The sequence below is a fragment of the Pseudopedobacter saltans DSM 12145 genome, from assembly GCF_000190735.1.
Classification (GTDB): Bacteria; Bacteroidota; Bacteroidia; order Sphingobacteriales; family Sphingobacteriaceae; genus Pseudopedobacter; species Pseudopedobacter saltans.
The window spans coordinates 1771503-1790963 of the sequence record NC_015177.1 but is presented as its reverse complement, the minus strand read 5'-3'; the positions used below and the strand labels follow the sequence as shown (position 1 = coordinate 1790963).

The 19461-nt window shown below is 36.8% G+C and carries 16 protein-coding genes; 13 read left to right on the top strand and 3 right to left on the bottom strand.

The window, feature by feature from the left end; genetic code table 11:
* Positions 1 to 47 precede the first annotated feature (47 nt).
* The 12 genes from PEDSA_RS07595 to PEDSA_RS07540 all read left to right on the top strand — a co-directional run bounded on the left by PEDSA_RS07595 (position 48) and on the right by PEDSA_RS07540 (position 15572).
* Positions 48 to 638: an RNA polymerase sigma factor gene (locus tag PEDSA_RS07595; protein ID WP_013632580.1), complete on the top strand. Its 591-nt coding sequence runs from the start codon at positions 48 to 50 to the stop codon at positions 636 to 638.
* A gap of 175 nt (positions 639 to 813) precedes the next feature.
* A complete protein-coding gene (locus tag PEDSA_RS07590) occupies positions 814 to 1434 on the top strand; it encodes a dihydrofolate reductase family protein (RefSeq protein ID WP_013632579.1) in 621 nt (206 codons plus the stop codon).
* A 302-nt stretch (positions 1435 to 1736) separates the two neighbouring features.
* Entirely contained in the window at positions 1737 to 2849 is a 1113-nt protein-coding gene (locus PEDSA_RS07585; RefSeq protein ID WP_013632578.1) for a FecR family protein, read from the top strand.
* Positions 2850 to 3010: 161 nt separating this feature from the next.
* Positions 3011 to 6388: a SusC/RagA family TonB-linked outer membrane protein gene (locus PEDSA_RS07580; protein ID WP_013632577.1), complete on the top strand. Its 3378-nt coding sequence runs from the start codon at positions 3011 to 3013 to the stop codon at positions 6386 to 6388.
* An 18-nt stretch (positions 6389 to 6406) separates the two neighbouring features.
* Positions 6407 to 7681: a RagB/SusD family nutrient uptake outer membrane protein gene (locus tag PEDSA_RS07575; RefSeq protein WP_013632576.1), complete on the top strand. Its 1275-nt coding sequence runs from the start codon at positions 6407 to 6409 to the stop codon at positions 7679 to 7681.
* A 21-nt stretch (positions 7682 to 7702) separates the two neighbouring features.
* A complete protein-coding gene (locus PEDSA_RS07570) occupies positions 7703 to 8653 on the top strand; it encodes a phosphodiester glycosidase family protein (RefSeq protein WP_013632575.1) in 951 nt (316 codons plus the stop codon).
* Positions 8654 to 8664: 11 nt separating this feature from the next.
* Entirely contained in the window at positions 8665 to 10428 is a 1764-nt protein-coding gene (locus PEDSA_RS07565; RefSeq protein ID WP_013632574.1) for a BACON domain-containing protein, read from the top strand.
* A gap of 190 nt (positions 10429 to 10618) precedes the next feature.
* The gene (locus PEDSA_RS07560) at positions 10619 to 12193 is read left to right on the top strand and encodes a beta-N-acetylhexosaminidase (RefSeq protein ID WP_013632573.1); all 1575 of its coding nucleotides are present in this window, start codon (positions 10619 to 10621) and stop codon (positions 12191 to 12193) included.
* 68 nt (positions 12194 to 12261) lie between these two features.
* Positions 12262 to 13260, top strand: a complete 999-nt coding sequence (locus tag PEDSA_RS07555) for a glycerophosphodiester phosphodiesterase family protein (RefSeq protein WP_013632572.1) — start codon at positions 12262 to 12264, stop codon at positions 13258 to 13260.
* 42 nt (positions 13261 to 13302) lie between these two features.
* Positions 13303 to 14712, top strand: a complete 1410-nt coding sequence (locus tag PEDSA_RS07550; RefSeq protein ID WP_013632571.1) for an alkaline phosphatase — start codon at positions 13303 to 13305, stop codon at positions 14710 to 14712.
* Positions 14713 to 14831: 119 nt separating this feature from the next.
* The gene (locus PEDSA_RS07545) at positions 14832 to 15236 is read left to right on the top strand and encodes a hypothetical protein (protein WP_013632570.1); all 405 of its coding nucleotides are present in this window, start codon (positions 14832 to 14834) and stop codon (positions 15234 to 15236) included.
* Positions 15237 to 15311: 75 nt separating this feature from the next.
* On the top strand, positions 15312 to 15572 hold the full coding sequence (locus tag PEDSA_RS07540) for a hypothetical protein (RefSeq protein ID WP_013632569.1): 261 nt from the start codon (positions 15312 to 15314) through the stop codon (positions 15570 to 15572).
* 51 nt (positions 15573 to 15623) lie between these two features.
* Here PEDSA_RS07540 and mnmD read toward each other — a convergent pair whose 3' ends face one another.
* Positions 15624 to 16307, bottom strand: coding sequence for a tRNA (5-methylaminomethyl-2-thiouridine)(34)-methyltransferase MnmD (gene mnmD, locus PEDSA_RS07535; protein ID WP_013632568.1), 684 nt, complete (start codon positions 16305 to 16307; stop codon positions 15624 to 15626).
* A 1-nt stretch (position 16308) separates the two neighbouring features.
* A complete protein-coding gene (locus PEDSA_RS07530; RefSeq protein ID WP_013632567.1) occupies positions 16309 to 16803 on the bottom strand; it encodes a rhodanese-like domain-containing protein in 495 nt (164 codons plus the stop codon).
* Between the two features lie 221 nt (positions 16804 to 17024).
* On the opposite strand from PEDSA_RS07530, the gene PEDSA_RS07525 reads away from it, so the two are divergent.
* The gene (locus PEDSA_RS07525) at positions 17025 to 17228 is read left to right on the top strand and encodes a dodecin family protein (RefSeq protein WP_013632566.1); all 204 of its coding nucleotides are present in this window, start codon (positions 17025 to 17027) and stop codon (positions 17226 to 17228) included.
* 77 nt (positions 17229 to 17305) lie between these two features.
* Here the strand turns inward: PEDSA_RS07525 and PEDSA_RS07520 are convergent, their stop codons facing one another.
* Positions 17306 to 19351: a M13 family metallopeptidase gene (locus PEDSA_RS07520; RefSeq protein ID WP_013632565.1), complete on the bottom strand. Its 2046-nt coding sequence runs from the start codon at positions 19349 to 19351 to the stop codon at positions 17306 to 17308.
* Positions 19352 to 19461: the final 110 nt, after the last annotated feature.

The window sequence follows — 19461 nt, the reverse complement described above, 5'->3', positions numbered from 1 at the left end:
ATTTAATAACTTGGTAATATTGTAAACCTAATTTCGCTGCAGCGAATATGAAAGAAAAGGAAATAAACGAGAAAGAACTCATCGAAAGGATTTCAAGGAATGATGAAGAGGCATTCTTGCATGTTTTTAATTTCTATCATAATACTATCTTATCGTTTATAAAGAAATATGTTCATTCAAGCGATCTGGCAAAAGACCTGACTCAAGAAGTTTTTGTTAAAATTTGGGAGAAAAGGGAAAAGCTGGCGGAAGTTAAATCTTTTAGGTCTTATTTATATACTATTGCGAAAAACCATACGCTTAATACCTTAAAGAAAGCATCGCGGTCTCAGGAAGTAATGGGAGAAATAGTAGAAGCTTATTTTGTAGGAAATAATACTACCGAAGAAAGGTTGCTTGATAAGGAATATCTTTACTATTTAAATAAGGCATTGGAAGAGTTGCCGGAAAGGAGTAAGGAGATCTTCAGACTTTGCCGGGAGCAAAAGAAAACATATGAAGAGGTTGCTTCTATTATGGGAATCTCTAAAAATGCTGTTAAAAACCATATGGTTTTCTCTATGAAGCACTTAAGAAAAAATATTGAAGGAGAATTGGGAATGTCTCTGAGTATTTTAGTAGCCATTTTCTTTAATTAACTCAAATTATTTAGAAGAGGCAAAACACCCATTGCGTGAATTTCTGCAAGTTATCTCTAAAAATTAAATATTCCTGTAATTTTATTTTTTAAAGCGACTATCTGAGTGATAACCCTTTACGGTAATTATGGTACGACAGCGTTAACAATCAATATACAAATAATAGATAAAAATTATGAGCAAAATTATCTTTGACAGCGGTATATCACTTGATGGCTTTTTTGCAGGCGATAACAGAAGTCCGGAAAATCCAATGGGCGGCGTTTCGGGAAAAATTCATAATTGGATGCTTAAGCAAAAGGCATTTTGGAAACATATCAATATGGAAGGTGGCGAAGAATATGGCGCAGACAGTAAATTAATTGATGATGTGTTTGCAAGAACTGGTGCTTACATCATGGGAAAACGAATGTTTGAAGAAGGAGAAGTTCATTGGGCAGAAGATCTGTATAAAGCGGATGTTTATGTGCTGACACATGAAAAAAGAGAACCATGGGTTCAAAAAGGTACAACAACTTTTTACTTCATTAACGACGGAATACAAAGCGCATTGGAAAAAGCCAGGCAATCGGCTAAAGGTAAAGACATCCGGATACAAGGTGGTGCCAACACTATTCAACAATTTCTCAATGCAGGACTTGTTGATGAGTTTTTCATTCATATTGCTCCTGTTTTTTTGGGAAGTGGCATCAGACTATTTGATGGTATTGACAAAGACAAATATGATATCCAAATTATGGAAGTTATACCTTCAAATCTAACAACACATTTGAGATACAAACTGAATAGGAAATAATTACAAATGCCAACAAGCAGTTTGAACAAAATAGGATGATAAGCATTTCGCAATATCCTGTAATTCCAAACTGTTTGCTTATAAAACGGTAGTGACGAAACTGTAAAGATCAACAGATCGATTTTCGTCTGATCTTTAGCAGCCTGAGCTAATGAAGATATAGGTCTTCCTTTATTCCTGAGCCAACAGATAACCTTACTGAACTGATTTTGTGGTTATTTTTATCTTTTTTGAAAAAAAGTAAAAAACCTGCTACCCTATCTCCCTTTTATATTGTCTTAGCTATAAAGTGCAACTATTGAATGGAAGAGAAATTCTATAAAGAATTAGTAGATAGGTATCTGAAAAAGAAACTGAATGAAGACGAACTACAGGTGTTTTTTCATTTATTAAATGAAGGTAAGCTTGAAACATATCTGATGGAATCTATGGATGACGATTTACACGATAATTCAGTCGAAGAAGAACCATCCTTACCTAAATACAGGTATCTAAAATATATATACAGGATTGCGGCTGTTCTGGCGATTATTGGACTTGCGTTTTCATTTTATTTTTATTCGTATAAAGAATCTGTGGATAATGAAATTGCTTTAAACGAGCTTTCGCAACCAGTAGTTCCAGGAGGTAATAATGCTGTTCTTACATTGAGTAATGGAAGGCAAATTATACTTAATGAGGTGGCCAATGGTACCCTTGAGCAAAACGGGAATTTTTCTGTAGAAAAGCAAAAAGATGGGCTCTTAGTATTTAATACTCAGAATCTCGTTTCGAAAGAGAAAAATACAGGAGTAAATAAAATAGAAACACCCCGAGGAGGAATTTATCAGGTTATTCTGCCCGATGGTTCGCATGTTTGGTTAAATAGTGCTTCAAGCATTACTTTTCCTGCTCGATTTGCCAAAAACGAGCGTAAAGTTTCTATTAAAGGAGAAGCCTATTTTGAGGTATCACACAATAAAAAGCAACCATTTAAGGTATTAAGCGACAATCAGGAAATAATGGTGCTGGGAACGAAATTTAATGTGAACGCATATAAAGATGAGCTGATTACCAGAACAACTCTGCTTGAAGGGAGCGTAAAGGTGAGCACAGCTGAAATATCTCAATTATTGAAGCCCGGTTATCAGGCTCAAATGAGGGATACCAAACATCTTGATATCACACCGGCAGACCTGGAGTCGGTTATGGCATGGAAAGATGGTTTCTTTCAGTTCGACAGGGTAGACATTCAAACATTAATGCGTCAGCTTTCCAGATGGTATGATATTGAGGTGCAATACAAAGGAGAAATTCCGAAAGACGAATTTGTTGGCAAGATTAAGCGCAGTGCTGACATTGACAATGTGCTGGAAGTTTTAAGATACGGAAATGTAAAGTTTCAGTTGATAGGAAGAAAACTAATTATTGGATAACATAAACACACGCATGCTTATGGGTATAAACTAGCAGTCTAAAAGAACAAACGGAAGTGCTACCAACACTCCCGTTTAAAAGCCTTAAGAAGGCTCGTTCAAATCTTGAAAAGAATTATTAATTGCGAATCAATAACCTTTAATTTAAACATTACAAAAGTATGAAATTAATCTTTTGCGGGAAAATACCAATCCGTAAAGTGGACCCATCAAATTTTTTTTTGGTAATGAAACTCACCGCTTTTTTAATCACGCTAGGCATACTTCAGGTAAGTGCTAAAAGCTACTCGCAGAAAGTCAGTTTTTCGGGCGAGAGTATACGCGTAGAGAAAGTTCTGAAGGCAATAGAAAAACAAACAGGCTACTATCTTTTCTATAAGTACAACGAGATTAGGGATGCAAAAATTATCAATAATCTTGACTTAAAAAATGTAGAATTGAAACAGGCCTTGTCTGAAATCTTTAAGGACCAGCCTTTCGAGTATTTTTTAAAAGAAAATACAATTATTATCAATAAAAAGACAAATACAAAGCCCGCCGAAACTCCATTACAGCAAACATTAATTAATGTAAAAGGTGTAGTGGTAGACGAAAAAGGTGAACCATTACCGGGAGCTACTGTCAGAACGAAGGCTGGAAACATGGGGACAATAACTGATGTTGACGGTATTTTTATAATTAGAAATATTGTTGAGGGAACGGTGTTATCGGTAACTTTCACCGGTTTCGAAACTAAAGAAGTAGAAGCTAAGAGCAATACAGACTTACGCATATCGTTGAAAACCGCTCAATCTGAGCTGAATGAGATTGTTGTTGTTGGTTATGGAAGCCAAAGAAGGGAATTGGTTACAAGTGCTATTGGTAGTGTAAAGTTTAAGGATGAGGATGTAAGACAAGTTTCGTCTCCTGCCAGGATGCTGGAAGGACGGATTGCAGGGGTAAACTTATCGATCGGTTCGGGTAATCTTGCCTCAGGGGAACGAATTTCTATAAGAGGAAGTTCTTCTATCAGTGCTGGTAACAATCCTTTGTATGTGGTAGATGGTGTGCCTATTAATAATTCCAATATGTCTATTTATGATTTTGGAGAAACTTATAGTCCGCTTGCTGCGTTCAATCATGCCGACATAGAATCTATAGAAGTATTAAAAGATGCTGCTTCTGCTGCAATATACGGTTCCAGAGCCAGTAATGGTGTTATCTTAATTACCACAAAATCTGGAAAGAATGGAAAAAACATTGTAAAAGTAGATGTAACTACCGGCTTTTCTGAATTCGCTGATAAAGAAAAACTGAAAATAGCCAATTCGAATCTTTATATATTACAATTTAACGAAGGGCAGGAAAACTATAATAAACAATATGGTTTAAAACCCGGAGACGCCAACTATAAAATTCCTATTTCCAATCCGTTTGGAAATATGCCTGATACCGATTGGTTGGGTTTAATTCTGCAAAAAGGTTACTTTAAGAATATCAATACCAATTTCTCAGGAGGCACCACAAAAACTCAATATTATGTAGGCTTAGGCTTTACGGATCAGGAAGGGGTTGTGCATAACAATTCTATTAAAAAGTATAATCTGAATACCAAATTCAGTCACAAGTTTAATGATTGGTTAGAGATAGGTTTCAATAATATGGGAAATTATATCCGAAACAATCAGGTTCCGGGAGCGAATCTGGGTTCTACTATTCTGGCAAGGGCTATTGAACAAAGACCTTTTGACAGGCCTTATAAACCTAACGGAGATTATTATGTTGGCGGAACAGACGAATTGATGCGTCATAATCCAGTTCAGATTCTAAATGAGCAGATAGCTTACGTAGACAATTTCAGGTATTTGGGAACTTATTATGGTAAGATAAATTTTAACGAGAATATATCTTTCAAATCATCATTTAGTGCTGATATTGGTTATACCTACGATTACACTTACTATAATGAAAGACATCCTTACGGTACCGGAGTGGGTAGATTACTGGATGATAATCGTATGATACAGAATTACCTGACGGAGAATATCCTTAATTATACCAACACTTTCGGAAAATACACCGTAAGCGGTTTGTTAGGGCATTCTTTTCAGAAATTACATAGCAGGAATTCAAATATAGATGCCCGTGGATTTCCAACGCCTTCTTTAGGAGTAGTGTCTGTTGCATCTGAAATAACCAGCGCAAGTGGAGCACCAAGCGAGTACGCTTTAGAGTCCTATTTTGGTCGGGCAACAATGTCTTACGATGATAAATATATATTTACCGGAACATTGCGGGCAGACGGTTCTTCTAAATTCAGGGCTGATCACAGATGGGGCATATTTCCTTCATTATCTTTTGGTTGGAATGTTTCGAAGGAAGATTTTATGGATGGAACAAATCTGGATTTAAAACTAAGAACGAGTTACGGGAAAACAGGAAATCAGGAAGGAATTGGAAATTATGCATATCAGCCCTTAATCGCTGGCGGGCAAAATTATGGTGGCCTTAGCGGAATATCTGTTTCTACTTTTGGTAACGAAGACCTGACCTGGGAAAAGGCAGATCAGTATGACTTTGGCTTTGATATTTCTTTGTTTAAAAGAAGGGTTAATTTGTCTGTTGATGCCTATTATAAGAAAACTACAGACTTGTTATATAGTATGCCTATCCAGGCAACCAGTGGTATGACAAGTATCATATCGAATATCGGGTCGATGGAAAACAGAGGTATAGAGTTTTCTGCGAATACACATTTTAAATTAGGGCCTGTAGCCTGGAATTCTAATTTCAATATTGCGCACAACAAGAATAAAATCTTATCTCTTATAGATAATGATAATAAGCCGATTTCTATTGGCGACAATAGGGCGCTTGTAGTAGGCAGAGATATTGGTTCTTATTATTTGTTCGAATCGCGAGGAATTTATCAATACGACGGAGAAGTTCCACAAGCTCAGTTTGATTTAGGTGTGAGGGCAGGAGATGTTAGATGGACGGATTTAGATGGTAATAATATTATCAATGATAACGATCGTGTTGTTGTAGGATCGTCGAATCCCAAATTTTCTGGAGGTTGGAGCAACAGTTTCAAATATAAAAAGCTGCAGTTGGATGTATTGACTACTTACAGCTATGGCGCAAATATTTATGCTGCATGGAAACCAAACGGATTGGGTCGTATAGGTTACAGATTTGCCCAGTTGGAAGAGTATGTAGACAATCGTTGGACCGGACCGGGTACGACTAATGTTTATCCACGGGCAATAGCCAGTGAAACATTCAATACGCGTAATTCTACAAGATTTCTGGAAGATGCCTCATTTATCAGGTTGCGGGCACTTACGTTGGGATATCTCTTGCCGGAGCTGACAGTGAAAAAATTTAAAGTAAGTCAGATCCGACTTTTTGCACAAGTAGACAACCTGTTTTTATGGACAAAATACTCAGGTTGGGATCCGGAAGTTAATACAAATCTGGACCCAAGATTTTCAGGTATCGATAACCTAAACAATCCACAGCCAAGAACCTATAGCATTGGAGCAAACATCAGTTTTTAAAAATTAAGCTGTACAAACATGAAAAAGAAATATTTATATATAATGATGCTGGTGAGTACGATTTTGGGAAGTTCCTGTGCCAACAAGCTAGATCTTTATCCTTATTCCTCTGTATCGCCAGATGCAATCACTGAAAAGGATTTGCCCGCATTGCGGATAGGAATGTACAACGATATGCAGAATGACCCCGGAGTACATGCTTTTATCCTTTTTGATATTTTAGGCGGAAACTTGCATACAGCCGCCGGCTCGCCCCTTGATTTAATCAACTCTCAATTAAGCCCTCTTGCAGGTGTTGTGTCTAACGGTTGGAATGGTTATTACGGAGCGCTTTATCAGGTAAATAATGTGATTTCGATATGCGAAGGGCTTGAGCCAAACAGTATTAGAAATACGGCGTTAGGTGAGGCCTATTATTTTAGAGCCTATATTTATTTTAGTTTGTTAACCAGATGGGGAGGAGTTCCTATTTATCGTAAAAACTCGCTGGAAAAATTAGCTAGAAATACCAAAGACGAGGTTTGGGCATTTATAGAGGAAAATCTAACTGAAGCGGAGCAACTATTAGGAGAATCTACAAACTATTACTACGTTTCTAAAGATGCCGTTTCTGCATTGAAAGCAAGAGTATATTTATACAGGGGAAACAAGTCTGCCGCGGCTGCAACAGCAGAAAAGCTTGTAACCTCTGGCAAATACAAACTGGATAGTTTTGAAAAAATATTCAGAAAATTATCTAATACCGAAATCATTTTTGCTTTCGAAAACAGAACCGAAGAATCCAGTATTAATATTTCCGATCTTTTTTATTCTTACGCCCATCCTAATAAAGGTCAGGGAAATTACAGAGTTTCTCAGCAAATGGTTGACGCCTTTGTAAGTACTGATAAACGAAGGGATATCTCTCTTGTAAATATCGCAGGTACTTATTGTGTAAATAAATATCCAAGCGGACAAACTGGAAGAGATCCGGTAATTATCTCCAGAATTTCAGAATTATATTTAATCAGTGCAGAAGCACAAGGAAGAGCAGAAGGCATTTCCAGATTAAACGAGTTACGTCGTTTCAGAGGATTGCAGGATATAGCCGTTAATTCGGATGGACAATATCAGGAAGCAATTTTGAATGAACGAAATCTGGAGCTGTTTGGAGAAAATTTTAGGTATTACGACTTAGTGCGTACCAATACAGCGGTACAAAAGCTTGGTATTTTAGATTATCAGACTGTACTTCCTATTCCGGGCCGTGAATTGCAATATAATCCTAATCTTGAACCTAATCCGCACTATTAATTTTAAAAGGAGAATTCAAAAATGAAAAATATAAAATATATATTATTACCATTAGGGCTTACTTTCTCGATGCTGATGGCGGTAGGTTGCAGCAATGATGAAGGCCTGATAAAACCTTACGATCAATTTGTTGCGCATCCAAAAACGCCAGTTACAACTAAAGTTGTAAATAACAGTGATTTAATCGCTAGCATTACCTCGGATACGACTTATAGCGTTACCAGCGGTGTTGATGCTACGGAAGTGCGTTATTTGTCGGGTACTGGTCTGTCGATGAAAGCATTTGTTTTCGAAATTGATTTGACAAATCCGCAGGTAAGGATAGAAGCTTCTACACCTAGCAATTCGCCTACTTTTGGTATGCAACCGATGACCAAACAGGCAACTTATGAAGATTTTGAAGGGCATAAGGTGTGGGCAGGTATCAATGCGGATTTTTATAATATGGATACCGGTGTTCCGCAAGGAATTGTTTATAAAGAAGGACTGCCTATTAAAACCACTGTTACTGACGCCGTGAATACATTTTTTGCAATCACCAAAGATGGTAAGGCTGTTATAGGCAATCAGCAAATGTATCCGGATATAAAAAATAATATTCAGGAAGCGGTTGGTGGAAGAGTGACTTTATTGAAAGATGGAGTTGCTGTTCAGCAAACAGACAAGAAGTTGGAGCCAAGAACATGTATAGGTGTAGACAAAGAAGGAAAGAAGGTTTATATGCTAGTAGTAGATGGTCGTAATTTCCATTATTCGAATGGGATGAATTATGATGATTTGGCCAAGTTTATGAAAGCGATAGGAGCGTATCAGGCTATTAATCTGGATGGCGGTGGTTCCAGTACCTTCTTTATTAGAAACACTCTAGCTTCTGATGCAGGCAGATTTGTAGTGAAGAACTGGCCAACAGATAATGGCGGACAAGAGCGATCCGTGGCTAATGGTTTAATTGTAGTTTCTGTAACTAATTAATACTTGTAATCATGAACAGAAAGTCGATAATATTCCAAATATTGGCAGTGATGCTATTTTTTACAAGTTTTGTTTCCTGTCGTAAAATAGATCGCGAAAGCTTTACTCCCGGGCAGCCTGAAATCAGTTTTGTGCAAAAGGAAGTTAGAGTAGGAAATGACGTAGATACTATAGAAGTTGAGCTTAAATCTAATTTGCCCTGGCGTGTTAAAAGCACAGCCAATTGGTTATCGTTGTTGACAGCAAATGGTCCTTCTGATGACAAGTTTAAGATTGCTATTCAAAAGAACAGAACGACAACGGAACGAAGCACTAAAATAGAGGCTTATATCACCGGAGAGGATAAAACGGAACTAACGATTATTCAAAATGCGGGCGATCCTGCACCTGATTTTACCAGACATTTTTATGTGAAAATTAATGGTACCGAAGCGAATGATGGACTTTCCTGGAGTAAGTCCACCACTTTGGACGCAGCATTGGACAGAGCCGTTAGTGGAGATGTTATACATATAGGAGCCGGAACGTATAAGCCAACAATTATGCTAACGGGGGGGAATACGGAAAAGGACAAAACGTTCCAAATATCGGAAAATGTTAAACTTATTGGTGGATATCCTGAACAAGCTACAGACGGCGCAGCAGCTAATGCAGAAACAAATAAAACTATTTTAAGTGGTCAGTTAAGTACGGGAAAGGTTTATCACGTAATGGTGATAACCGCACTTCAGGAACAAGACAAGCAAGTTGAGTTAGATGGAATTACTATAAGAGACGGAAGTGCTCATTCTACCAGCAGTGCTATTACTGTTAACGGAATAGCAGTTAACAGAGCTTATGCAGGAGGCTTAATTGTAGCGGGAAGTAAGGTGGAGATTAAAAATAGTGTGATTTCCAATAATGAAACAGCAACCCATTGTGCGGGTGTATTCTTAACGGGTAATTCATATGTAACTTTTAGAAATGCATCAATTTCTAATAATTCGGGACTGGCTCTTACCACCAATGGAGGCGGAATCTGGAATGACGGATCAACTCTTTATATGTTTGACAGCGAAGTGACTGGTAACAGAATAGGTGGTGTCGGTGGAGGAATTTACGCGTTAAATACCGGAAGGACATCATATAACTATTTGTTTAATGTTACCATAGCGAATAATGAAGTTGGAACAATGGGAACCACAAGAACAGGAGGAGGAATATATGCCCGTGAAAAGTCCAAATTTGTAATTGTAAACAGTACCATTTATGGAAATAAAAATAATGGTAATGCATATGGAGCAGGAATATCCCTGTATGGAGTTTGTACCGTAGACCTGGTTAATTCAACAGTATCTAACAATAGCGGAGGTGAGGGAAATACGGCAGTTCCGGCAGGATCGGGGATATACAACAATCCGGCTCATGCTAATATTTTAAATATTTACAATTCAATCGTATCCGGAAATATAGGTGCCGCGACAGAAGTAGGAGGTACCTATATTTCAAAATCATCTATTATAGGAACGAACGTATTTAATTACGACGGTATTTTAGATGCCGGGCAAAGTTTTGATTTTGCTACTGGATTTAGTCCTTTCGGGCGATATGGAGGCTTTGGACAAACTCTCCCTTTACTAAATAGTGGAAGTGCAGCAGCTAAATCAGGAATGACGACTTTGCAACTGCAGATTCTAGCTTCTAATTTAGCTTTGGAAAGCCATCTGTTAGGCGCTGACCAAAATGGAAAAAGCCGGACTGGTAAAACAATTATGGGAGCTGCAATTCCTCAATAAGTTTGAAATTAATAAAGGTGTTCCAAAATTTTTTTCCATCCTTCACCTGTCTCAATTGAGTTTGGGACGGTGAAGGATCTCTTTAGGAATAAAAATGAGATTTCTCTCCGATGAATTTGAAAAAGCTTATTTAAATTCTTCTAAATGATAAAGATCTTAGTTTTGAGACATCCTTTTATAAACCTTTTTTATGAAAAAATACTTAAGTATTATTATATGTTTTCTAGGGTTATTTGTTGGCAGCACCGTTTTGGCTCAGCAAGACTTTAATATTATACCCTATCCAAACGAGATAATTATAAAAAAAGGAAAGGCCGATTTGTCTAAAGGTGTGCATATTACAGGTAATTCCAATCAAACAGCGTATTTGCAAAAAATCCTTATAGAAAGAGGTATTTCCAATATTAATATAAAGAAAGGAATCCAGATAAATCTGTTACTGACATCTAAACCGTCTGATATTTCAGAAGCTTACGAACTCCAGGCTTCTAAAAATAAGATAGCTATTAAAGCTGCGACGGAAAAGGGAATTTTCTATGGTATTCAGAGCTTAAATCAGTTATTGCTAAAATCTTTTGAAATTCCTGAGCTGATCATTAAAGACGAACCTGCTTTTAAATGGAGATCATTTATGTTGGATGATGCCCGATATTTCCATGGCAAAGAAACGGTAAAGAAACTGTTGGACGAAATGGCTTTGTTAAAAATGAACAGGTTTCATTGGCACTTAACCAATGATGCTGGCTGGAGAATAGAGATTAAGGCATTTCCATTATTGACGCAGATAGGTTCGAAAAGAGATAGTACACAAATAAATGATAATGGGAAGAAATGGAAAAGCGAAATTTCAGACCATAAAGCGCATAGCGGTTTTTATACTCAGAACGATATAAAGGAAATCATAGCTTATGCCAGTGAACGTCAGATTACCATCATACCTGAAATTAGTATGCCTGGACATACTTCAGCAGCAATTGCTAGTTATTCCTTTTTAGGTACAACAAAAAAACAGATGAAAATACCAACCCGATTTGGAGTTGAAAGTGCAGTTCTGGATGTTTCTGATGAAAGAGCAAAACTTTTTATGTACCAGGTTTTAAGAGAGGTATCCGCGCTTTTTCCATCTCCGTATATTCATATTGGAGGTGACGAAGTAAAGTTTGATCAATGGAAAAATTCTATATCCGTTCAGAAATATATGGATAGCCATGGTATTAAAAATTATTATGATCTTCATGTTCACTTCACCAATGAGGTATCGAAATTTGTTGAGGATTCGTTAGGAAAAAGAGTAATAGGATGGAATGAGATATTGGGAAAAAATGTTCACGAATGGGCAAATGAAGAGAATGCGAATACTTCCTTATCTAAAAATGCGATAGTACAATTCTGGAAGGGAGATGCTAAAGACTTGTTGTTCGGTATTGACAAAGGTTATGAAATCATCAATTCAGATCACAGATTTACATATTTGGATTATACTTATCAGCAAATTGATATAAAGAAGGCTTATGGATTTAATCCGGTTCCGGATGGTCTGGATAATAAGCAACGGAAATTAGTCATTGGTTTAGGAGCACAAATGTGGAGCGAATGGACGCCCACATTTAAAGAAATATCTTATCAAACTTTTCCCCGCATAGCAGCGTATGCAGAATCTGGCTGGACGAAGCAGCAGAATAAGGATTTTGTAAGATTTGATAAGAATATCAAAACACTGATCAACTATTGGAAATCTAAAGGTTACAATATACCCGATCTTTAGGGGTAAATAAATGATGAAGTGTTTGCGTTGCAAGACTTAGAAAAAAGCTACATATGGATTTTGTCTAAATGAGCGAATATTATCATGGCAGACAGATCCTTTTTACTTTTAGTGGATTTAGAAAAAAACAGGAAGAAGAAATAAATAATATGAGTAGATCATCAGCATTGAAACAAATAATCATTTTTATACTCTTTTTACATGGCACTTTTGCTTTAGTGGCCCAAACCCGCGTTGACGAAACAAGGCGAAAGTTGTTCGATAAAAATGGGAAAGATGTATTGGTGGTGGCACATCGCGGCGATTGGCGCTATGCCCCTGAAAATTCTTTAGCTGCCATAGAGAACGCAATAAAAATGGGAGTTGATGTTGTTGAAATAGATATCCAGAAAACCAAAGACGGACAGTTGATTTTGATGCATGACAAAACTTTAGACAGAACTACTACGGGCAAAGGAGCTGTTAGTACCTGGACATTAGACTCTATACGAAATTTGAATTTGCGTAATGGCGCGGCAATAAAGACTATACATAAAGTACCTACATTGGAAGAAACCTTACTACTGTCTAAAGGAAAGATAATGCTGAACTTAGATAAAGCTTACGATGTTTTCGATGAAGTTTATGTTTTGTTGGAGAAAACCGGTACAGTAGATCATATCATAATGAAAGGTACTGCAACTTCACAAAAAGTAAAAGAACAGTTTGGTAAATATCTGGACAAAGTAATCTATATGCCTATTGTGAATCTGGACAAGCCGAACGCACAGAAGATGATAGACGATTTTATTAAGGAATTAAATCCGGTCGCTTTTGAGCTATTGTATGTTAAGGATGCTAATCCTTTGCCCAAACAGCTCTCAAAAACCTTACAAGGAAAATCATTGATATGGTATAACACTTTGTGGGATACTATGGCGGGAGGACATGATGATGATATGTCTTTGAAGGACCCGGATAAAGGTTACGGATATTTGATAAATGATTTGGGAGCAAGAATCATACAAACTGATCGTCCCCAGTACTTAATAGACTATCTTAAAAGTAAAAACCGCCATTTTTATTAAATAATTAGCATTTACTTAATATTCTAATCATAACTTTAAAGCATGAAAAGAAGAGACCTCTTTAAAGGTGGTGTGCTGGCTTTTTTAGGCAGCACTTTATTATCTCCACTCGAAACTTTAGCAGCACCGGTACAAAAGAAAGGCAAATTAGCGAAAAACATAATTTTTCTGGTTAGTGACGGGATGAGTACCGGAACCCTCAACATGGCCAATATGTTATTGCATAGAAAGGAAGGAAAAATGTCGAATTGGCTGTCGCTATATGAACAAAATAAAGTGGCACGGGCATTAATGGATACTGCTTCGGCAAATTCCCTGGTAACGGATTCGGCGGCCGCCAGTTCCTCATGGGGTGGAGGGAAACGGGTTCAAAATGGCGCTATAAACGTTAACTCCGATGGGACAGAAAATACTCCGATATGGCAAAAATTTAAAAAGGCTGGTAAATCAGCTGGAGTTGTAACTACGGTTATGGCTACGCATGCAACTCCGGCTGGATTTTGTGTAACCAGCAATAAGAGAAGTGACGAACCTGGAATTGCTTTGAAATACCTTCAGCATGGTATTGATGTGGTAATGGGCGGAGGTTTGGAAAATTTCAGCTCCGAGATAAGGAAGGACAAACGAAACGTGTTTGACGAATACACTAAAAAAGGATATGAGGTGTTTCGGGATAGGAAATCGATGAATAGCTATGCAGGAACCAATAAGCCAATGCTTGGGGTCTTTTATCAGGATGCATTGCCTTATTCTGTAGACAGGTCTTCCGACAAAGAGCTATTAGAAAAAATCCCCACCCTGGCGGAGATGACACAAAAAGCGATCAATACATTAAAGCAAAATAAAAAAGGATTTGTATTGCAGGTGGAAGGTGGGAAAGTGGATTGGGCAGCCCATGGAAATGATGTAGCAGCGCTTCTTTATGATCAGATAGCATTTGATGAAGCAGTTGGAATAGCTATGGACTTTGCAGAGAAAGATGGCGATACGCTGGTGGTAATAACTACCGACCACGGTAATTCGAACCCCGGCTTATTTTATGGCAGCAATGCAGATAAGAACTTTGATCGTATTTTCAATTTCAAACAGTCCAATAATTGGATACTGAATGGGATAGACAAAAATACCTCGCCGAATACATTGATAGAGAAAATAGAATCGGCACAAGGCATTGCGATTACTAATGATGATGCAAAAAAGATCCTTTCCCATTACGATAAATTGGATGAAAAGGGCTTGTATAATCCCAGGAAGCTTCCGTTTAAAGAGTTGGCAATCATTCAGGAACGATTTACATCAGTAGGTTGGGGGGCAATGGATCACTCGGGAGATTACGTTGAACTGGCAATGTATGGCCCGGGAAGTGAACTGTTAAAACCCTTTGTGAAAAATTATGAGCTTCATAACCTAATGCTGATAGCAGCAGGAGTAGCAGATTTAAAAACATTGTAATTAAACTTTTCTGATACATTAAGGTCTTATAAATAAGCATCACAAAATGTGGTGCTTTTTTTGTTATAGCTTGAAACTATAGACAAGAAAGTATCGTCTAACATTAAAAGATAACAGAGATGAAAAGATTATTATTCTTAATTGCGGGTGTGATTATACTAGGTTTTACTTCATGCCAGAAAGATGTCAACAACTACTATACGGTTACTAATAAGACGATTTACGCCGAAAGATCCGGTTCACAATGGACATTAGTTGATGGCGGAAAGACTTTTGTATCCTCTATTCCACTTTATGAAACTGATAATTTCTATAATGATTATGATGGGATCCTAGTCTATATAAGTTATGATAATAAAGTATGGGAGCAGATTCCGCATACATATTTAGGCATTGCTTATAGTTTTGATACCTCTAATTCGGATATTCAGGTGAGAATGCAATATTCTGATTATACGCAAATAACAGGAGGAGGCCCGGGTCGCGTTTATTTTAAGATTGTTTTAATTCCTTCAGAACAGTAAACTTCTGTTTGTGGCATAAATATTGATTTTTGATAAAGAGGTAATAAGATTGATTTACATGTAATTCTTTTTGTTATGAAAGATACCAAATATCAAAAATTCAATATAAGTATAAATATAGGAGATAAACCCTATAAAGTATTTGATTTGCAAATCCAACCTGAAGATACAACGGACGGAGTTCCTTTTTATATATGTGAAACCAATGGTGTTGAAATTTCCAGATTAAGGAAAGACGAAAAAAATCAGTGGGAGCAGATTTGGGGTGATTTAGATACGAGAACTATAAATAACATAGGAAAAGCAATAGAAATGCATGACTCAAGCCGGTTTTAATACCGGCTTTTTTTATGCTGAATCTAATAGCTTAACTGTCTCGATATATTATTAAACTTTTATAGCTCTTAACATCTCGCGTTTTCCGGCCGAACCGGGAGCCTTTTCTACTTTCATACCGAGCGACTTCATTATTCTTTTTAGATCGCCGGTAATGGCATAAGTCACAAATATACCCTGAGGTTTTAAAAAGTTCACTGTATGTTTTATAGCATCAACAGTCCACATTTCAGGTTGTTTTTTTGATGCAAAAGCATCAAAATAAATGATGTCGAAAAGCTGCTCGGATTTGAAATTAATGAGTTCTGTATAGGCTATGTGATAATTACAATAATCATTAAGTTCTATGCTTCGTTCTAATGCATGATTATATGTTTTTTTATAAGCGCTCCATGTATTTTGCGAAACTAATTCATCGTAGTTCGTTTGTTCCAGAAAATCGAATTCCAGCGGAAATGCTTCTATTCCTACATAATCCAGATTAATTTGTGTTCCGGTACAAAAGTCTGCTGTCAGCAAAAAGTTAAGACCGGTTCCAAAACCGACTTCCAGTACAGAAACATCCCTAATATTTTTATCTGCGAGAAAATATCGGAGTCCCGAATTCAGAAATACATGATTACTTTCTTCGACAGCACCATGTGTGCTATGATAGTTTTCACCAATAATAGGATTATAAACGGTTTTTGAATTATCGGCCGTTGTTATTATACTTAGTTTACTTTCCTTTTCCATATTAAAAAACTATTGCCCCTCTTCTGGTCCATTTGGCCCATTGCTCGTTATAGGTGTGAATTTCGGTTGTTTGAGCACCATCATTTCTATAAAGTGCCAAACCTTCATTTATCCATTTAATTAAACCTCCGTAAAGTACATGTACATTTTGATAACCTGCTTTTATAAGCTTACTGCCTATTTTTTCGCTTCTGTTGCCTATGGTGCAATAAATAACTATGTGTGCAGATTTAGGTATGTCATATATGTTTCTCATGTCGAACCAGATATAGCCAATATTTCTGGCACCACGTATGTGACTGATATCAAATTCCTGCTTTTCTCTTGCATCTAAAAATACAGTTGAGTTCGTGGTTTTCAGCGAGTCTACGCTTACGAAAGGTGCGTCTCCCTTGATGTTTTCTTTTAAGAAAACATCATAATCCTCTTCTTCATTATTCTGAGGCGATATATATGCGGAAAAAGCAAAGAAAATAGATAGAATAAGATGCGCCATATTTTAAAGATAGAAATAAAATGAAAACGTCAAAAATTGAAAAAATAATATACACTCTGTTATTTAAATTGGTTGAATATGATTGCCGTCTATTTATCATTGTTGATATGATATGCCTGTGAATTTTTTAAAAATAAAAAAACATTGTTTCTGGTTTTCAGTTACTTATGTGGGTGGGAAGCACTGTACTCCCCAAGTGTAGAATTCTAAACTTTATTATTATGGCAGTTGTAAAAGTTATTGAAGTGATTGCTTCTTCAGAAAAGAGTTTTGACGATGCCGTTCAGCAGGCAGTTAACGAGGTTTCTAAAACCATTCACAACGTGGATTCTGTTTGGGTAAAGGAACAAAAGGCGCATGTTAAGGATGGTAAAATAACAACTTACGGCGTTATTTGTAAGGTGTCTTTTAGAGTGGATAAGTGATAATCTTAGGAGCTTGGAACAAATAAAGGCTGATTTAATAGAAATCAGCCTTTACCAAGAAAAATGTTTAAATCAATTTACCAGATTTTTATTCTGTCTTCTGGTTTTTTATACAGTTTGTCTCCGGGTTTGATATCAAAAGCCTTGTACCATTCGTCCATATTTACAAGCGGGCCAATGGTTCTGTATTTTTCAGGAGAATGGGGATCTATTAGTATGTATTGTGCTGCTGTTTCAGGTAAAATATTACCTCTCCAGACCTGAGCCCAGGATAGGAAAAACCTTTGGTCCGGAGTGAAACCATCAATTTTCTCGTTACTTTGGCCCTCTTTAGTCATTTTAAAAGCCGTATAAGCTGCATTTAATCCTCCTAAATCGCCAATGTTTTCTCCTAAAGTCAGCTCTCCGTTAACAGCAATTGTATCTAACACCTTATAGTTGTTAAATTGCTCCACCAATTGTTTGGTTTTTGCCTCAAACTTTTCTCTGTCTTCTTTGGTCCACCAGTTATTTAAAGCTCCTTTAGCATCGTATTGGCTGCCGGAGTCATCAAATCCATGCGACATTTCGTGTCCAATAACTGCACCTATGCCTCCATAATTAACCGCATCATCGGCATTAGGGTCAAAAAAAGGGAATTGTAAAATACCAGCAGGAAAAACAATTTCGTTCATTACCGGGTCATAGTAAGCATTTACTGTTGGTGGAGTCATTTCCCATTTTGTCCTGTCGACTGGTTTTCCAAGCTGGCTTATCATGTCCTTATAAGACCATTTATCGGCGTTGACTAAGTTTTGGAAATACGTTTTTCTATCGATAACCAAACCATTGTATTTTTTCCATTTACTAGGATAACCAATTTTTGGAATAAAAGCTTTTAATTTTTCCAGGGCTTTCACTTTGGTTTCTGCAGACATCCAGTCAAGGTTATTTATCCTGATCTCAAAAGCTTTGGACAAATTTTGGATCATATCATCCATTCGGGCTTTAGCTTCGGGTTTGAAATATTCTGCAACATATAATTGGCCTAATAAATCGCCTATGTTTCTATCTGTTTGATAAGAAATTTTCTTCCATCTCGGAGTAGGAACTTTTTGTCCGGTTAAAGTCTGTGTAAATTGGAAATTAGCATTTACAAAGTCGGAACTTAGGTAAGGTGCCGAACTTTTAAGGATATTCCATCTTAAATATATTTTTAAATCATTTAATGGTCTTTGCTCAACTAATTTATTCGCCGCAGTAAAAAAAGAAGGGTTATTTACTAAAACATATTTTTCGTTGTTTATAAGCATTTTAGGTAAAAGCTTCTCGAAGTTTAATGTTGGTGCGTCTTTAGTTAATTGCTGAACAGAAAGTTTATTGTAAGTGCGCTGTGGATCTCTTAACTCAACACGGCTCATTTGTGCTTTAGCCAGTTCCGTTTCTATAGAAAGAATAGTTTTAGCATAAGCTTCGGCTTGTTCTTTTGTGGAACCCGTTAATACAAATAGTCTATTGATATATTTTACAAAAGCTTCACGAATCTGCTTGCTTCTGCTATCATCTTTTAAATAATAATCTCTATCGGAAAGTGAAATTCCTCCTTGAGAAAAATTAGTGATCATGACTTCCGGATTTTTACTGTCTTGTTCTACATTCATATGGAACAGGGGAGAAGTTAATCCGGATACCTGTAAAGAAGCTATTGCATCAATAAACTGAGCTTTGGATGCGATTGCCGATATTTTAGCTAAATCAGCTTTAATAGGTGTATATCCTAGTTTTTCAATAGTAAGGGTATCCATCCCGGCTGCATAAAAATCACCGACACGTTTCTCTATAGATCCTGCGGGAGCATTTTTGTCAGCTGCGGCTTTATTCAAAATATCTTTAACAGCATTTATATTGAAATCCATGAGTACGTTGAATGCGCCCCATTGAGTTTCTTTCTCAGGAACCGGATTGTTTTTTAACCAGGTTCCACTTGCGTAAGTGTAAAAGTCATCTCCAGGCTTTACCGAAAGGTCCATATTTGCTGGGTCGATAAATTTATCCTGAATTTTGCTGGTGGGTTTGTCCGCATAAGTGCTTAAATAACATGGGACTGCGCACAAAGAAAGTATTAGTTTCGATCTAAGATTCATATTTTCTTAATGATAATATCTACTAAAATACATTATCTATTGGATTTTTGTTTTAATTAAACAAGCTTGTTACTTGATAGTTTTATTATTGTCTTTATTTTAATTCATTA

What these genes read in the sequence shown, in the direction of transcription:
- PEDSA_RS07595 (WP_013632580.1), top strand. Translation starts at nt 48, where the DNA reads ATGAAAGAAAAGGAAATAAACGAGAAAGAACTCATCGAAAGGATTTCA.
- PEDSA_RS07590 (WP_013632579.1), top strand. Translation starts at nt 814, where the DNA reads ATGAGCAAAATTATCTTTGACAGCGGTATATCACTTGATGGCTTTTTT.
- PEDSA_RS07585 (WP_013632578.1), top strand. Translation starts at nt 1,737, where the DNA reads ATGGAAGAGAAATTCTATAAAGAATTAGTAGATAGGTATCTGAAAAAG.
- PEDSA_RS07580 (WP_013632577.1), top strand. Translation starts at nt 3,011, where the DNA reads ATGAAATTAATCTTTTGCGGGAAAATACCAATCCGTAAAGTGGACCCA.
- PEDSA_RS07575 (WP_013632576.1), top strand. Translation starts at nt 6,407, where the DNA reads ATGAAAAAGAAATATTTATATATAATGATGCTGGTGAGTACGATTTTG.
- PEDSA_RS07570 (WP_013632575.1), top strand. Translation starts at nt 7,703, where the DNA reads ATGAAAAATATAAAATATATATTATTACCATTAGGGCTTACTTTCTCG.
- PEDSA_RS07565 (WP_013632574.1), top strand. Translation starts at nt 8,665, where the DNA reads ATGAACAGAAAGTCGATAATATTCCAAATATTGGCAGTGATGCTATTT.
- PEDSA_RS07560 (WP_013632573.1), top strand. Translation starts at nt 10,619, where the DNA reads ATGAAAAAATACTTAAGTATTATTATATGTTTTCTAGGGTTATTTGTT.
- PEDSA_RS07555 (WP_013632572.1), top strand. Translation starts at nt 12,262, where the DNA reads ATGAGCGAATATTATCATGGCAGACAGATCCTTTTTACTTTTAGTGGA.
- PEDSA_RS07550 (WP_013632571.1), top strand. Translation starts at nt 13,303, where the DNA reads ATGAAAAGAAGAGACCTCTTTAAAGGTGGTGTGCTGGCTTTTTTAGGC.
- PEDSA_RS07545 (WP_013632570.1), top strand. Translation starts at nt 14,832, where the DNA reads ATGAAAAGATTATTATTCTTAATTGCGGGTGTGATTATACTAGGTTTT.
- PEDSA_RS07540 (WP_013632569.1), top strand. Translation starts at nt 15,312, where the DNA reads ATGAAAGATACCAAATATCAAAAATTCAATATAAGTATAAATATAGGA.
- mnmD (WP_013632568.1), bottom strand. Translation starts at nt 16,307, where the DNA reads ATGGAAAAGGAAAGTAAACTAAGTATAATAACAACGGCCGATAATTCA.
- PEDSA_RS07530 (WP_013632567.1), bottom strand. Translation starts at nt 16,803, where the DNA reads ATGGCGCATCTTATTCTATCTATTTTCTTTGCTTTTTCCGCATATATA.
- PEDSA_RS07525 (WP_013632566.1), top strand. Translation starts at nt 17,025, where the DNA reads ATGGCAGTTGTAAAAGTTATTGAAGTGATTGCTTCTTCAGAAAAGAGT.
- PEDSA_RS07520 (WP_013632565.1), bottom strand. Translation starts at nt 19,351, where the DNA reads ATGAATCTTAGATCGAAACTAATACTTTCTTTGTGCGCAGTCCCATGT.